The sequence below is a fragment of the Arthrobacter sp. D1-29 genome (assembly GCF_054130585.1).
In genome coordinates this window covers 1,711,050-1,726,312 of sequence record NZ_CP096383.1, presented here as the reverse complement: position 1 = coordinate 1,726,312, position 15,263 = coordinate 1,711,050, and the positions used below count along the sequence as shown (strand labels likewise).

15 protein-coding genes are annotated in these 15,263 nt (G+C 64.5%); 3 read left to right on the top strand and 12 right to left on the bottom strand.

Annotated features, from left to right (window positions below; translation table 11 throughout):
- Positions 1–32 precede the first annotated feature (32 nt).
- Positions 33–1,088, bottom strand: coding sequence for a translation initiation factor IF-3 (infC, locus tag M1E17_RS08025; protein ID WP_457966651.1), 1,056 nt, complete (start codon positions 1,086–1,088; stop codon positions 33–35).
- A gap of 383 nt (positions 1,089–1,471) precedes the next feature.
- On the opposite strand from infC, the gene M1E17_RS08020 reads away from it, so the two are divergent.
- Positions 1,472–1,858: a DUF1844 domain-containing protein gene (locus M1E17_RS08020; protein WP_267278494.1), complete on the top strand. Its 387-nt coding sequence runs from the start codon at positions 1,472–1,474 to the stop codon at positions 1,856–1,858.
- A 158-nt stretch (positions 1,859–2,016) separates the two neighbouring features.
- Here M1E17_RS08020 and M1E17_RS08015 read toward each other — a convergent pair whose 3' ends face one another.
- From M1E17_RS08015 to M1E17_RS07980, 8 genes are all read right to left on the bottom strand, one after another.
- Positions 2,017–3,393, bottom strand: coding sequence for an MFS transporter (locus tag M1E17_RS08015; RefSeq protein ID WP_457966650.1), 1,377 nt, complete (start codon positions 3,391–3,393; stop codon positions 2,017–2,019).
- Positions 3,394–3,450: 57 nt separating this feature from the next.
- Positions 3,451–4,347, bottom strand: coding sequence for an SseB family protein (locus M1E17_RS08010; RefSeq protein WP_457966649.1), 897 nt, complete (start codon positions 4,345–4,347; stop codon positions 3,451–3,453).
- 9 nt (positions 4,348–4,356) lie between these two features.
- A complete protein-coding gene (gene priA, locus M1E17_RS08005) occupies positions 4,357–5,103 on the bottom strand; it encodes a bifunctional 1-(5-phosphoribosyl)-5-((5-phosphoribosylamino)methylideneamino)imidazole-4-carboxamide isomerase/phosphoribosylanthranilate isomerase PriA (RefSeq protein WP_267278491.1) in 747 nt (248 codons plus the stop codon).
- A 46-nt stretch (positions 5,104–5,149) separates the two neighbouring features.
- Entirely contained in the window at positions 5,150–5,308 is a 159-nt protein-coding gene (locus M1E17_RS08000) for a hypothetical protein (protein WP_457966648.1), read from the bottom strand.
- Positions 5,309–6,061, bottom strand: coding sequence for an imidazole glycerol phosphate synthase subunit HisH (gene hisH / locus M1E17_RS07995; RefSeq protein WP_457966647.1), 753 nt, complete (start codon positions 6,059–6,061; stop codon positions 5,309–5,311).
- Positions 6,058–6,684, bottom strand: coding sequence for an imidazoleglycerol-phosphate dehydratase HisB (hisB, locus tag M1E17_RS07990; RefSeq protein WP_457966646.1), 627 nt, complete (start codon positions 6,682–6,684; stop codon positions 6,058–6,060). Before hisB ends, hisH begins: the two co-directional genes overlap by 4 nt.
- A gap of 68 nt (positions 6,685–6,752) precedes the next feature.
- Positions 6,753–7,871 (bottom strand): histidinol-phosphate transaminase, encoded by a 1,119-nt coding sequence (locus M1E17_RS07985; protein WP_457966645.1) that lies wholly within the window; start codon positions 7,869–7,871, stop codon positions 6,753–6,755.
- Positions 7,872–7,983: 112 nt separating this feature from the next.
- Positions 7,984–8,400 (bottom strand): LysM peptidoglycan-binding domain-containing protein, encoded by a 417-nt coding sequence (locus M1E17_RS07980; RefSeq protein ID WP_457966644.1) that lies wholly within the window; start codon positions 8,398–8,400, stop codon positions 7,984–7,986.
- A gap of 332 nt (positions 8,401–8,732) precedes the next feature.
- On the opposite strand from M1E17_RS07980, the gene lexA reads away from it, so the two are divergent.
- Entirely contained in the window at positions 8,733–9,488 is a 756-nt protein-coding gene (gene lexA / locus M1E17_RS07975; protein ID WP_457966643.1) for a transcriptional repressor LexA, read from the top strand.
- Positions 9,489–9,654: 166 nt separating this feature from the next.
- Here the strand turns inward: lexA and M1E17_RS07970 are convergent, their stop codons facing one another.
- Positions 9,655–11,718 carry an ATP-dependent DNA helicase gene (locus M1E17_RS07970; RefSeq protein WP_457966642.1) on the bottom strand — a complete coding sequence of 688 codons (2,064 nt, stop codon included), beginning with the start codon at positions 11,716–11,718 and terminating at the stop codon, positions 9,655–9,657.
- Positions 11,711–13,279 (bottom strand): GTPase HflX, encoded by a 1,569-nt coding sequence (gene hflX, locus M1E17_RS07965; RefSeq protein WP_457966641.1) that lies wholly within the window; start codon positions 13,277–13,279, stop codon positions 11,711–11,713. Before hflX ends, M1E17_RS07970 begins: the two co-directional genes overlap by 8 nt.
- A 433-nt stretch (positions 13,280–13,712) precedes the next feature.
- On the opposite strand from hflX, the gene M1E17_RS07960 reads away from it, so the two are divergent.
- The gene (locus M1E17_RS07960) at positions 13,713–14,327 is read left to right on the top strand and encodes a class I SAM-dependent methyltransferase (RefSeq protein ID WP_457966640.1); all 615 of its coding nucleotides are present in this window, start codon (positions 13,713–13,715) and stop codon (positions 14,325–14,327) included.
- Here the strand turns inward: M1E17_RS07960 and dapF are convergent.
- Positions 14,308–15,252: a diaminopimelate epimerase gene (dapF, locus tag M1E17_RS07955; protein ID WP_457966639.1), complete on the bottom strand. Its 945-nt coding sequence runs from the start codon at positions 15,250–15,252 to the stop codon at positions 14,308–14,310. The two genes, M1E17_RS07960 and dapF, sit on opposite strands and share 20 nt — an antisense overlap.
- Positions 15,253–15,263 lie beyond the last annotated feature (11 nt).

The following is a 15,263-nucleotide window of genomic DNA, read 5'->3' as shown; positions in this document are numbered from 1 at the left end:
CTGCGGGAGGACAAACCTCCTGCAGCTTTGAACTAGGTGGTCTTCTTGCCGGCCGGCTTCGGACCCGCTTTAGGGGCGGGCCTGGCTGCAGGCTTCGGGGCTGCAGGCCTGGCAACCGGCTTCGGCGGCGAGGGAACTGCGGCTGGCTTCGGTGCAGCGGGGGCCGGAGCTGCCGACGCGGGCGTCTCAGCGGCCGCAGCGGGCTTTGCTGCTTCCGCAGGCTTGGCCGCAGGGGCCGGTGCCTTGGCGGCGGCCGGCGCAGCCTTGGGAGCCTCGCGCCTGGGAGCGGCGGCCTTGGGAGCCGCCTGCTGGGGCGCTTCCTGCCGTGACGTTTCCTGCCGGGGCGCGTCCTGCGTGGCGGCTTCCTTGACGGGAACCTCCGCAACAGGGGCCTCAGCGGGGGCGGCCTCAGCGGCGGCTGCAGCCTCGGTCTCCGGCGCTTCGGTTTCCGGTTCCGTCGTGATGGCGAAACCTTCCGGCAGAAGATCTGCCAGCGACTGCGTCAGGGGTGCCTGGTCGTCGCCGGAAACGTCGATTCGTCCGCCCGATGCCCTGACTTCGTTCTGCGCCTTCGCTTCGGCACGCTGGGTTGCCCGGCGTGCCTCTGCCTTGGCTTCGGCCTTGTTCTTGAGCGGCCCCACAACCATCACCATGTTGCGGCCATCGATGCGCGGGCTGGATTCAACAACGCCAACCTCGGCGACGTCATCCGCAAAGCGCTGGAGCAGGCGGATGCCCATCTCCGGACGCTGCTGCTCACGGCCGCGGAACTGGATCATGGCCTTGACCTTGTCACCGGCGCCGAGGAAGCGCAGTGCATGCCCGCGCTTGGTCTCGTAGTCATGGGTGTCGATCTTCAGGCGGAAGCGGATTTCCTTCAGAACCGTGTTGGTCTGGTTCTTCCGGGCTTCACGTGCCTTGACGGCGGCCTCGTACTTGTACTTGCCGAAGTCCATCAGCTTGCACACCGGAGGCTTTGCCTGAGGTGCTACTTCAACGAGATCAAGATCGGACTCGGCAGCCAAACGCAGGGCATCATCAATACGGACGATTCCTACCTGTTCACCTGCAGGGCCGACCAGCCGCACCTCGGGGACGCGGATACGCTCATTGATTCTTGGCTCGCTAATGTTAAAGCTCCTGTGATTGTTGTGGTATTCCACCGGCAAATAGAGAAGGCCCCCAACTGCCGGAGCAATCGAAGGCCTCGAAGATCGGATGTGACAGCCTCTCCTGAGACTGCACGCATGTCCCCGGGCGTATGCCTGGGTTGATGCCCGACCAAGTACCCGGCAACCTTGCTTCCCAGAAACTGCTTGACGGGAAATCGGCTGGCGCGGGTGGGAGAGAACTCCGCTTGCAAACTGCATGCCATTCTACAGAAAAAATCCCGACCAACGCATCTTGGCGCCGGTGGGACCTTACATAGCAAAATAACGACATTCAGTCGGTCTGTGACAAGCTTACCAGTATGAGCACCCCAGACAGTAATTCATACGTTTTCGCCCCCGCCGACGCCGCCGACGACGTGAGCCAGCAAATCCGGGACATCTCCGAAGTGCCCGCCATCGAGGTCATCACCACAGCCGCAGTTCACCTCATGAGTGCTGCTGCCGTGAAGCTGGGGCTGGCTGCGGAGGACAACGCCGAGGAACTCAAGGACCTGGACGAGGCCCGGAAGCTCATCACGGCTCTCGCTGGACTGGTGACGGCGGCAGCACCCGAGATCGGCTCCCAGCATGCCGGTCCCTTGCGCGACGGCCTCCGGTCCCTGCAGCTCGCGTTCCGCGAGGAATCCATCATCCCGGACGCCCCGGGCAAAGGCCCGGGCGAGAAATACACCGGCGCCGTCAACTAAACGGTTCCAATTCAATAGCCAATCACGACGGCGGCGGCGGGCGGACCATGACGGTCCACCCGCCGTCGTCGTTAAGTAAACAACTGAGTGCAGCGCTGAAGATCGGATGCTGGCAACGCTGTATGTTCCTCCAGTGCGGCTCCGGTGCGGTCCCTGGGTCAGGCGGAAGCCACCCGGCGCCGCCTGCGTGCCTGCAGGAGCATTCCGATGAGGCACAGCGCCACTCCGGCCACGCCGACTGATACAAACCCTCCTGATGAACCCACGCCGTCGATAAAGACCCCTGCAAGGGGCGCGCCCAGCGCAACGCCTGCGGTCAGGGCGGAGCCGTACCAGCCCATCGCCTCGCCCCGGCGCCGCTCGTCCACCAGCTCTGCCACCTTTTCGGAGGCCGCGGACAGGACCGGGGCGCAGAGGAGGCCCGGCAGGATGGACAGGAGGGCCAGGGTCCAGGTGTCATGGGCGAATCCCAGCGGAATGGTCAGGGCAGCCATCCCAAGCAACAGCACGATGGGAGAGACAGGGCGGTGCATGGCACCATAGATCACCCCGCCCACCACCGAGGCCGCGCACCAGAACAGGAAAACGATCCCGATCTCCGCCTGGTGGCCGCCGATTTCAAGGGCTGCCACGATCCCAACGTCAGTGCCGCTCAGGACCATGCCGGCGCCGGCAGCCACGGCGAAGAGCGAGGCTACCGTGGCCGTAAACCAGGTGAAGTTGTGCGCCACCTTGTGCCGGAGCCCTGACTGCCCCCCGGCCGCCGGCTGCTTTCCGGCCGTTCCCTTGGATCCGCCACTGACTCCGGCCCGTTCGGCCGGTGCCAGATCTGGAGCTGCTTTCTGAAGGTGGGCAGGGGCTGCTGCCACCACTGCAGCTTCGGCCGCGCGTTGCTGATCGGCCGCGCGTTGCTGATCAGCTGCACGGTGCTGATCGGCCTCCCGGGTGCCGACGGGGGTTCGCGTGGGTGGGTTGAACCACATCAGGAACAACCCGGCCAAGGATGTTGATATGCCCACGACGGTGAGCCCCAGTACAGTGAAGCCGCTGGTTGCCACCACGGCTCCGGCGGCCGGGCCGATCATAAACACCATTTCAGTGGTGATCGCATCCAGGGCAAAGGCTGTGCGGCGCTGGTCGCCGTCGGCCAGGATTCCGAGTGACTGACGCACCACACTGAAGATCGGAAGGGTGAGCAGTCCTCCGACGAAAACCAGCGGCAGCAACCACTCATAGGAAACATGGGGAACAACTGACCAGATCACAGTTTCAGACACCACGGAAGGGATGAGGGCTTTACGCAGGCCCACGATGTCAACGCGGCGGCCGCGCCACGGGGCTCCCACGGCGATGCCGATGGTCATCACCGCCGCCGCAGCTCCGGCCGCGGCATAGCCTTTATCCAGGGTGAGGACAATGTGCAGGGTCAGCAGCACGCCTGCGGCTGAATGGGGTATACGGGCAATCATGCCGACCAGCAGCAGCCGCCTGATGGGCCGCACCGCCAACAGATCCCGGTACAGAGCGAAATTCACGAAAAAATCCTTTTGGTCTGCCGACGGCAGCCAGGGGATCTCCCCGCTGACCGTCAGCTAGTGTGCTGCGCGCCTTAACTTGATTTCGATGGAGTCAACCCGCTCACCAAACAATACATTCCGGGACCACGCCGCCTGGAGGTCCGCCACCAGCTCCCGCACGGCCGCAGCGTCAAGGCCATCCTCGAGGTACAGCACCACCTGCAGCTCTGGCCCGGACCCTCCGCCGGACAGTTCGGCTCCCGCGCGTGTGGTTGTGGCGATGCCTGCCCCTGGCAGGAGCCCCACACGGCGCACAGCAGGAAAGGCGGCCGCGGCCTCGGAAAGTTCCGCGGCGAGGGCTTCGTCAGCGTAGGAAGGAACCCAGTCACGCTGCTGCGCCAGTGCCCACACCGCCGGCCGGCGCACCACAAAGGTGACGTCCGAGCCCGGGTCAAGGACCAGGAGTTCGGCACCTTCCGCCACTGCGGACAGGGCAGCACGGGCCGCATATACGGCCACGGGCCGCGCCTCCGGGTGCCAGGCGGCCAGTGCTTGCGCCGACGTAAAAGCCGGCAGGGCCGTCCTGCCGTCGGCAGCCCTGAGAGTTACCAGCGCCATGTCGGCCTGCTTGTCTGCCGACAAACCATCCACTGCCTGCGCTTCTTCAGCGAGCTGGGCAATGATGGGGATAAAGACCCTGGCGGTGGCAAGGGAAGCCACCACTGACGCTTCATCGCCGCTGCCGTCCAGGAGTCCCCGGACCGCGGCGACGTAGCCGGCGTCGGGAGCTCCGTCGTCGTCCTCGAAGCTGTGGATCTTGGCATCGTCCCCAGCCAGGCTCCGGCCCTCCCAGGGCTGGCCGGCGGAATCGGTGGATCCGCCCGCGCCGGCAAGGGCTGCGGCTATGTGCCCGGGGAGGTGGCGCTGTGCCGGACTGCTGCCAGCGGTCTGACCGTTGCTGCTGGAGTCCACGGGGTTTGCCTAGCGGCGGCCGGCGACGTCGAGTGCCTCGGGCAGGGTGAAGGCCCCCGCGTACAGGGCCTTGCCAACGATGGCCCCTTCCACGCCCAGCGGAACCAGCGAGCGAAGGACCTTCAGGTCGTCCAGGCTGGAGATGCCGCCGGATGCCACCACAGGCTTACCCGTCTTTTCCACCATCTGGCGCAACAGCTCAACATTGGGCCCCTGCAGCGTGCCATCCTTCGTAACATCCGTCACGACGTAGCGTGAGCACCCAGCCTCTTCAAGCCTGCCCAGGACCTCCCAAAGGTCCCCGCCTTCCTTTGTCCAGCCCCTGCCTGCCAGGGTGGTCCCGCGGACATCAAGGCCGACGGCGATCCGGTCGCCGAAGCGGTCAATGGCCCGGCGGGTCCAGTCAGGGTTTTCCAACGCCGCAGTACCAAGGTTCACCCGTGCCACACCCAGGTCCAGGGCCGCCTCCAGTGACTCGTCGTCCCGAAGTCCGCCTGAGAGCTCCACATGGATGTCCAGCCGGCCCACCACCTCGCGGAGCAGTTCTGCATTCGAACCACGGCCGAACGCCGCGTCGAGGTCCACGAGGTGCACCCATTCGGCGCCTTGCTCCTGCCAGTTCAGGGCCGCCTCCAGCGGTGTGCCGTAACTGGTTTCGCTGCCTGCCTCGCCTTGCACCAACCGGACGGCCTGGCCGTTTACGACGTCGACGGCTGGCAGCAGTTCAAGAACCGGCAGATCATGTGCGGTGGTCATCTCAAGTCCTCAGTGTGGGGGGCAGGAAAGGGGTTTGGCAGTGGTGCTAGGTGGCGGGCAGGGAAAGGAGGTAGGCGGTCAGAAGTGACATGCCCGCAAGGATGTAGAAGCAGATCTGGGTCCAGAGGGGTTTGTGCTGCTGCCTGAAGGACAGGGCTCCGCCCACGAGGAGCCCCGCGAGGCCCATCAGGAGGATGGACCACATTTAGGCTGATCCGTCTTGTTGTGCTGGTCCGTCTTGCCGCGCAGGCTTGCGGAGTCCGTCCACCCAGTTGCGCAGGAGACGTGCCCCGGCGTCGCCGGACTTTTCCGGGTGGAACTGGGTGGCACAGAGCGGCCCGTTCTCCACCGCGGCGATGAAGGGGGCACCGTGCTCGGACCACGTCACCAGCGGCGCCGCCATCCGCGGCTGCACCACGTCGAAGTTCCATTCCTGGACGCCGTACGAGTGGACAAAGTAGAAGCGCTCCTCCTCCACACCGGCGAAGAGCCTCGATCCTTCCGGAACCTTCACGGTATTCCAGCCCATGTGCGGCACCACGTCGGCGGGGAGGAGCTCCACTTTCCCCGGCCACTCCCCCATGCCTTCAGCTTCAGTTCCATGCTCAACGCCGGCTTCGAACAGGACCTGCAGGCCCACGCAAATGCCCAGGACGGGCCGGCCACCGGCGACACGCCTGCCAATCAGGCGGATGCCATCAACGGCCTTCAATTCCCGCATGACGGTCTCAAAGGCGCCGACGCCGGGCACCACCAGGCCGTCGGCATTGAGCACGTCCTGCGGTTTGGCGCTGAGGATGACCTCTGCTCCTGCGCGTTCGAGCGCGCGCACCGCAGAGCGGATGTTCCCGGAGCCGTAGTCCAGCACCGTAACGGTGGGCTTGCCTTCGGGCGACGCGGGCTTGATCAACAACTCCGGATCGATCACGGCACCGTCACGAAGAATCTGCCCGCTCACAGCGCACCCTTGGTGGAAGGAATTCCCTCCACGCGCGGATCAGGCTCGACAGCTGCGCGCAGCGCCCGGGCGAATGCCTTGAACTGCGCTTCCACGATGTGGTGCGGGTCCCGGCCGGCAATGACGTTCATGTGGAGGCAAATGCCGGCGTGAAGCGTGATCGCCTCAAACACGTGGCGTGTGAGCGAGCCGGTGAAGTGGCCGCCGATCAGGTGATATTCCTGTCCCGCCGGCTCACCGCCGTGCACCAGGTACGGACGTCCGGAAACGTCCACCACCGCGTGCGCCAGCGCCTCATCCAGCGGCACCGTGGCTTCACCAAAGCGGCGGATCCCGGCCTTGTTGCCCAGTGCCGTGCGAAGGACCTCGCCGAAAGTGATGGCCACGTCCTCTACCGTGTGGTGCACGTCGATGTGGATGTCACCGGTTGCCTTGACTGTCATGTCGATGAGGGAGTGCTTGCACAGCGCCGTCAGCATGTGGTCATAGAACGGGACCGATGTGTCGATGTCCGAAACGCCGGTTCCGTCAAGGTTGATCTCCACGAGCACTGACGATTCACTGGTGGCGCGCTCCATGCTGGCGGTCCGGCCCTGGGCAGCGTTCGATCCGGTGGAACTCATGGTCATATGTCCTTTTCGGAAGGAGTACGGGAATTCTTGCAGGCGACTAAAGCGCCTCTATATCAAGTTTAGGCGGGGAGTTTGGCCTGGCTGGCCAGGATGCTTTCCAGGGAGGTCAGGAACGCTGTGGTCTCGCTCTCAGTGCCTGCGGTGACACGCAGATGGCCGGGGATGCCGACGTCCCTGATCAGCACGCCGGCGTCCAGCAGTTCCTGCCAGACAGCATGGGGCCGTTCCAGTCCCCCGAAAAAGACGTAGTTGGAATCAGAGGCGGCCGGCGTCAGGCCCATCCTGGTCAGCTCGGCGACGATCCGGTCCCGCTGTTTCTTGATGTCCTCAACGTCTGCCATAAGTGCCTCGCGGTGGCGGAGGGCTGCGAGGGCGGTGGCCTGGGTGACGGCCGACAGGTGGTACGGCAACCGCACCAGCCGGAGGGCATCTGTCACTTCGGGCGCCGCGGCCATGTAGCCCAGGCGAGCGCCTGCCAGTGCAAAGGCCTTGCTCATGGTCCTGGTGACAATAAGGCGTTCCCGGCCGGGCAGCAGCGTCAGGGCACTGGGAGTACCGTCATGGGCAAACTCGTGGTAGGCCTCGTCAACGATAACTATGGTCTGGCTGGCCTCACCCGCGGAGTACACCGCCTCCACCACATCCAGGCCAAGGCCGGTGCCGGTGGGGTTGTTGGGTGAGCAGAGGAAAACAATGTTTGGCTGGAGTTCCTTGACCTGCAGGGCGGCCGATTCCGCGCTCAGCCCATAGCCTTCAGCGCGCTGGCCCACAATGTACTCAGTGTCAGTACCGCTGGCCAGCAGCGGGTACATGGAATACGTGGGCGGGAACCCGAGGGCCTTGCGTCCCGGGCCACCGAAGGCCTGAAGGACCTGCTGGAGCACTTCATTCGAGCCGTTCGCCGCCCAGATGTTGGTGGAGTTCAGGCCGTGGCCCAGGTATTCAGCCAGGGCCTCCCGGAGTTCGCTGAATTCGCGGTCCGGGTAGCGGTTCAAACCGGCAGCGGCTTCCGTCACGGCTTCAGTGATGGCGGCGCGCACGTCCGCGGGAACACCATGGGTGTTTTCGTTCACGTTCAGCAGGATGGGCACATCCAGTTGCGGGGCACCGTAAGGGGTCAGCCCGCGGAGGTTGCTCCGGAGGGGAAGACGGTTCAGACGCTCTAGCTGGTCATTCACCTGAACAGTTTAGTGCCCATGCTGGTGCCCGGAAAATGTGACAGCCTGCCGGCTGTCCGCAATTCAGGGGAAGGCACTGGCTGCCGAGGGACGTCATGAGCTGTGGATCCTGCTATTTGGTAGGGACGAACAGCTGCTGCCCCGGCACAACGGTCCCCGCGCTGAGGTTGTTGAGTTGAACGATATCCGCGATGACATCCCGGGGATCACGATCCGGCGCAACTGTGGCGGCGATACCCCACAACGACTCCCCGCCCTGAACGGTAACTGACACCGTGGGCGTCAGGGCCAGGCCGGCGGTGGAGTCTGCCGCCTTCGCCGGGGCGTTAAGAAAGCCCACCAGGGACAGCAGCAGCGCAGCCAGGAGGATGAGGGGAATACCAATGAGCACGATCCGCCCCCGGCGCGTGAGCCGGAGCGGCGGCAGGGGTTCCTTACGGGGCTGCGATTCCGCATCCAGCAGGGACGTGAGCTGCTGGACGGAGACGAGCTGCGGATGGCGAGCCTGTGAAGCGGATATAGCTGACATGAAATGAGCCCTCCTGGACCATACTGTGCTGCCCGGAGTGTTCTATTCGTTCCTGCGGCCCGGGTGGGCCGTCATCTGCCGATCCGAGTATTCGAATACCGCAGGCAACGAATAGAACACATGTTCGAACTTTGCCTTCTCAGTTTTAGCACTTATCAACGAACATTGTCGAGACTCGCTAGAACAAATGTTTGAAAAAGCGTTGCGGCTGCCCTACGTTTGGATCAAAGAACAACCACTCCTGTAGTTGATCAGCAGGGTCTGACAATCCAGGCCGGAGGTTCCGGCACCCGCGGCCGGACACCCGGGGCAACGGAAAGGCATTGGCGAATATGGCAGCACCAGCCGCCGACGGCAGGGCGACCCAGAGGGGTCGGCAGCCCCAGAGGGTCCCGAAGGGGCTTACAGCACGCCAGAAAAAGATCCTGGAAACAATTCAGCGCTCGGTCAATGACAACGGGTATCCGCCATCCATGCGCGAGATCGGCGACACCGTGGGCCTGGCAAGCCTGTCCAGCGTCACGCACCAGTTGTCGCAGCTCGAGAAACTGGGCTACCTGCGGCGCGATCCCAAGCGGCCACGGGCCATGGAGGTCCTGATGCCGCTCACCCTGGACGGCGGCACGGCCAAACCGGCGGGATCAGCATCGGCCAAGCCTCCGGTTTTGCGCAGCGTTGATGGCGGGACGGTTATGGATCTGCCCACTGCCATGGACACCGCCATGGTGCCCCTTGTAGGCCGGATCGCAGCCGGTGGCCCGATTCTTGCCGACCAGCTGGTTGAGGACGTCATGCCGCTGCCGCGTCAGCTGGTGGGCCAGGGCGAACTGTTCATGCTGCGGGTTGCCGGGGACTCAATGGTTGACGCTGCGATCTGCGACGGCGATTGGGTAGTTGTCCGGCGCCAGGCGGACGCCGCCAACGGCGATATTGTCGCAGCCCTGCTGGACGACGAAGCCACGGTGAAGACTTTCCGCCAGCGGGACGGCCACACGTGGCTTCTCCCACAGAACACCCAGTACGAGCCCATTCTCGGAGACCACGCCACCATCATGGGCAAGGTCGTCTCAGTTTTGCGCTCTCTGTAGCAGCGCATCCCTGAGCAGCCGCCCGTCCTGGTCGGGGCGGGCCGCTTGGAGGAGACCCCGCTAGTCCTTGCGCCCGCCTGGCAGGGCGGGCAACCGGCCGGCCCCAGCGGCTCGCCCGTCATCTGGGCCGGCCTCCAAACGCGCCAGATACCATCCCGGGCTTCGGTCAGGTCCGTGGGCTTTCCTTGGCCAGTCTTTCAAGGGCGGCGAAAGCTATCTTGCGGTCTGTCGTCGGCCAGAAGGGGGGCAGCGCAGCCCGAAGGAAACCGGCATAACGCTCGGTTGCCAGCCGGGAATCGAGCACCGCCACCACACCCTTGTCTCCCGTGGATCGGATCAACCTGCCGGCCCCCTGGGCCAGGCGGATGGCGGCGTGTGTCGCGGAGACAGCCATAAATCCGTTTCCGCCCGCCTGGGCTACGGCACGTGAACGTGCCGTCATCAGCGGATCGTCCGGCCGCGGGAACGGTATCCGGTCAATAACCACGAGCCGGCAGGATCCGCCCGGGACATCAACTCCCTGCCACAGGGACATCGTTCCGAAGAGGCAGGTATCGGGCTCGTCGGCGAACTGCTTAACCAGGGCTGTCATGGTGGAATCACCCTGGCAGAGGATGCTGAGGCCGAGCCGTGGCCTCAACGCTTCTGCGGCCTCTTCGGCCGCGCGGCGTGATGAGAAGAGGCAGAGGGCGCCGCCTCCGGAAGCGCGGATCAGCGCTTCGAGTTCATCCAGCGCCTCCGGCGCGGCACCCCGGCCCGGTTTGGGCAGGTGCCCGGCAACGTAGAGGATCCCCTGTTTTGGATAGTCAAAGGGGGACCCTACGTCCACTCCTGTCCAGCTGGGAGCACCCTCCCCTATCAGCCCCAGTCCCCCGGCCGTCGGCTCGAAGGCGGACCCGATGGCGAGCGTGGCTGACGTGAGCACAACGGTATGGCCGGCAAAGAGTCCTTCGCGCAGCTTGCCGGCAACACTGAGCGGGGCGATGTTGACCAAAACCGGTGCACTTTCATCAGGCTGTGAATAGCCCTGCTGGGGATCAAACGAGCTGGCGCGCGAAAACCACACCACTTCACGGTTGTCCTTCGCCGCAATGAGCCGTTCGCAAAGTTCAAGAATCAGCAGGAGCCGGGACCGGGCAAGCTGCCGCCCGCCGTCGGCCGTTGTACTGCTGTCCCCTTTTGAATCCGACAGGGCTGCCCGGCAAGCCTCACGGAGCTGGTCAACGCAGTCCAGCTGTTCATCGTTCAGGCCGTTCGGGAGCAGCCCGTTGGGGACGCCGGCCAGGGCAACTTCAAGATTGGCGGCCGCCGCATTCAGGGCATCGACAGTGATGGCAGTGTGCTTACGGGCACCGGCTGCGGCAGCGTGAACCATGGCAACGGAAAGCTGCCCCGATACTGCGCCGGTAACGCGGTCCTGGAGTTCGTGGGCCTCATCCACCACCACCACGTCGTATTCGGGCAGGACGGCCAGTCCTTCGAAAGCACTGACTGCCAACATGGCGTGATTCGTCACCACGACGTCGGCCTCGGCAGCGTCCTGGCGCGCCAGTTCGCTGAAGCACTCCGCTGCCAGGGGGCATTTCTGCGCCCCCAGGCACTCCATCGAGGTGACGGACACCTGACGCCAGGCGCGATCGGTGACGCCGGGAAGCAGCTCGTCACGGTCACCCGTGGCAGTCTTTTCCGCCCACTCACGCAGGCGCACCACTTCCTTGCCCAGCTGGGATGCCGGACCGCCCAGGGCTGCGGCGAAGTGCGGCACACTGGTGTCCTCGCCGAGGGAGAAGAGCTGGCCTTCGGCGGGCTCTTCCGAAGGGAACCCACCTTCGAGCTTGTGCCGGCACACGTAGTTGGAACGTCCCTTGACCAACGCCACCTTGACCGGGCGGTCCAGGGCGGGCGTGATGGTCTTGAGCAGGCGGGGCAGGTCACGGCCCACGATCTGGGTCTGCAGTGCCAGGGTTGCGGTGGAGACCAGGGTGGGCTTGCTACTCACCAGGGAATGCGCGATGAGCGGGATGAGGTACGCCAGCGACTTCCCGGTGCCGGTTCCGGCCTGGACCAGGAGATGGTCGCCGGTTTCGATGGCCCGTGCCACCTGACGGGCCATCTCATGCTGGCCTGTCCGGCTTTGCCCTCCCATGCCGGCAACGGCGCGGTCGAGGAGTTCTATCACGAACTCCTCGCCGGCCGTTTCCGAAATATCCCCCGCCACCAGCTCAGTCATTGCTGGTGAATGATTCCAGTTCAGCCGCGAGGCCTTCACGGACCATCACCACAGCACGGGTGCCGTCCTCACCGTGATCCAGGCTCAGGATCTCGGCGTCGGTCTCGTGCAGTTTGCTGATCAGGTCACCCCGGTTGTACGGGATGAGGAGCTCCAGCTTGACGCTGGGGCGCGGAATGGCGTCACTGATGGCTTTGAGCAGCTCAGCGATCCCCTCGCCGGTCCGCGCAGAGACAACCACATGGCGGGGTTCACGCTGTTTAAGGCGCTCCACCACAAAGGGATCGGCGGCGTCGGCCTTATTGAGCACGATGATTTCAGGTACCTTGCGGGCATCCACCTCGCTGAAGACCTTCCGGACCGCCGCGATCTGGCCTTCCGGATCCGGGTGCGAGACGTCCACAACGTGCAGGATCAGGTCTGCGTCCGCCACCTCCTCCAGCGTGGAACGGAACGCCTCCACCAGCTGAGTCGGAAGCGAGCGGACGAAGCCGACAGTATCGGCCAGGGTGTAGCCCAGCCCGTCTGCGGTTTCGGCCTTGCGCACCGTGGGATCCAGCGTGGCGAAGAGAGCATTTTCCACGAGGACGCCGGCATCGGTCAGCCTGTTCAGCAGGGATGACTTTCCGGCATTGGTGTACCCGGCGATAGCAACGGACGGGACAGAATTCCGACGCCGGTTGGCCCGTTTGGTTTCCCGCGCAGGCTTCATGGCGCTGATCTCACGCCGCAGTTTGGCCATGCGGGTCCTGATTCGGCGGCGGTCCAGTTCGATCTTCGTCTCGCCGGGACCGCGCGAGCCCATGCCGGCACCGGCCCCACCCACCTGGCCACCGGCCTGGCGGGACATCGATTCGCCCCAGCCACGCAGGCGCGGCAGGAGGTATTCGAGCTGGGCGAGTTCCACCTGGGCTTTGCCCTCGCGGCTCTTCGCATGTTGGGCGAAGATGTCCAGGATCAGCGCCGTACGGTCAATGACCTTAACCTTGACGATGTCTTCCAGGCCACGGCGCTGTGACGGGGCCAGCTCGGCGTCCACCACCACAGTGTCCGCGCCGGTGGCCATCACGACGTCCTTGAGCTCAAGCGCCTTTCCGGAGCCCAGGAAAGTCCCTGGATCTGGTTTGGCACGGCGCTGCACCAGGCCATCCAAGACCTCCGAGCCGGCGGTTTCAGCCAACGCGGCAAGTTCACGGAGGGAATTCTCGGCATCAGCCAGGGTCCCTTCCGTCCAGAGCCCGGCCAGTACCACCCGCTCCAGCCGGAGCTGCCGGTACTCGACCTCGGTGACGTCTTCGAGTTCTGTCGACAGGCCCGCCACACGCCGGAGCGCCCGGCGTTCCTCGAGGTCCTGCTGGTCGCCGTCGTAGCTGGTGTGCTCTTCGTCCAGACGCGATATTGCCTGGGCTTTGCCAAAAACGGCCTTCGTGTCGCCGTCTGCGGGAGCGGCGTTCCTGGCCGGTACATCCTTGGAGAGAATCCGGTCGATGACAGCTTGTATTTCCTCAGGACTCATGTCCTGGGCTGCTGGATCGGATCCGGTGTTGGGCTGGCTGGTCATGTTCTCCTTTGAAGATTCGGCATTTCCAGAATAGTGCCGATCACTGGTGAGTGGTGAAGTATTCGCGCTGGGCTGACGGCATACAGTCATCCTTGCCTCCTGGTCTGCTGCGCTGCCTGGCAAAGCGGCCGCGCACAGCGTGGGTTCCACGTCCGTGAACGTGGGCGTTATGGGAAGGACGCCGGCAACGACAGGATTGGACCAGCAGGAAGGCTGATTCTTTCGAGTAATGCCCGGCGTTTAAACAGGCACGGCAGGCCTGCGTGTTGCGCAGTTGCGGAAGGCTGACACCTGCATCGCTGCGGGACTTGGCTGCGGGACGGGATGAAACCCGTGCCGGCTACTCGAAGATCAAGAACATGCGTTCCAGATTAGCAGAACCTTGCGGCAGCGGTTTCCCATACGCCCCTGCGGCCAACTAATCTGGCCAGTTATGGAGTCCGCACACTATTTCAGCGCATCGCCCGCCGGGCCTTTCACCCGCAAACCGCTTACTGTGGAACTCGCCGGGGAGACGCGCAGGCTGCAGACTTCCGCGGGGATTTTCAGCCCGGAGGGTATCGATAAGGGAACTGCCGTGCTGCTCGCCGAAGTTCCGGCTCCCTCGCCCACAGGCAATCTCCTGGACATCGGCTGCGGATGGGGCCCGATAGCACTCACAATGGCTCTCCGTGCCCCGCACGCGCACGTTTATGCAGTGGACGTGAATGAACGCTGCATCACCCTGACGAACGAAAACGCCCGGATCCTTGGCCTGGACAATGTCACTGCCACCACGCCGGAAGGCGTGGACGCCGATGTGCGCTTCGATACAATCTGGTCCAATCCGCCCATCCGCATTGGTAAAGACGAACTCCATTCGCTGCTGAAGCTCTGGCTCCCGCGGCTGGCGCCAGGCGGCTCGGCCTGGCTGGTGGTCCAGAAAAACCTGGGCTCGGACTCCCTTCAGCGCTGGCTGTCCACAGAGCTTGATGAATCGTTCACGGTCAGCCGTGAGTCCACGTCCAAGTCCTTCCGGATCCTGCGTGTCAGGAAAGCGTCCCGCTAGCTACGATCACGGCCGGTCCGCTGAGTTCTACGTGCTCGTGCCCGCCCGGTCCGATAAAGAACTTAACGCCGACGACGCCCCCGGGCACCTTGACGTTCCAGGTGTCAGGCGCCTCGGCTCCGGCCCAGTGCCTGATGGCCACCGCGGCGGCGCAGGCGCCAGTGCCGCAGGATTGTGTTTCGCCTACACCCCGTTCGTGGACGCGCATGGTCACCATGCCCACGCCGTTATGAACCAGGGGTTCGGCGGGGACGACGAACTCAACGTTGGTCCCGTTTGCAGGCACCGGATCAACGCGGGGAGGCGTGAAAAGCCGGGTTGCCTCAAGCTCCGAGAATTCAGCAAGCGCAACGACAGTATGCGGGTTGCCCATGCTGACTGAGAGGGCAGGCCGGGGTACATCGAGGCCGTCGGCGCTGACCAGGGAATCCATGGCCTTGGCGGTGGCATCCCCCGGAAAAATGAACTCCCACGGGCCCATGTCAACGGCGTAGCCATTTCCCGTCCGGACCACGGTCTTGACGCCACCGCGTGTTCCGATGGTCAGTGCGCCGCCTTCGGGCAGGTCCACCAGGCCCTCGGCCAGGAGGAAGTGCACAAAGACACGGACCCCGTTGCCGCACATCTCGGACAGCGAACCGTCGCCGTTGCGGTAATCCATGAACCACTCGGCGTCAGGGGCTTGGGCCAGCAGTTCCCTGCCTTCGGGGAGGAACCGTGAGGGCACGGCCCGGATCAGTCCGTCGCCCCCGATGCCACGGTGCCTGTCGCACAGGGTGGCCACCTGGTCCGGATCGATTGCTTGGACGCCCTCGGGATCGGCGATCAGTACAAAGTCGTTGCCGGTGCCATGGCCCTTGGAGAACCGCAGTCCGCCCAGTGAGCTGAGGGCGGGCTGAGTGGTCTCGGAAAGGGTTGCGTCCATAGTCCAAGGTT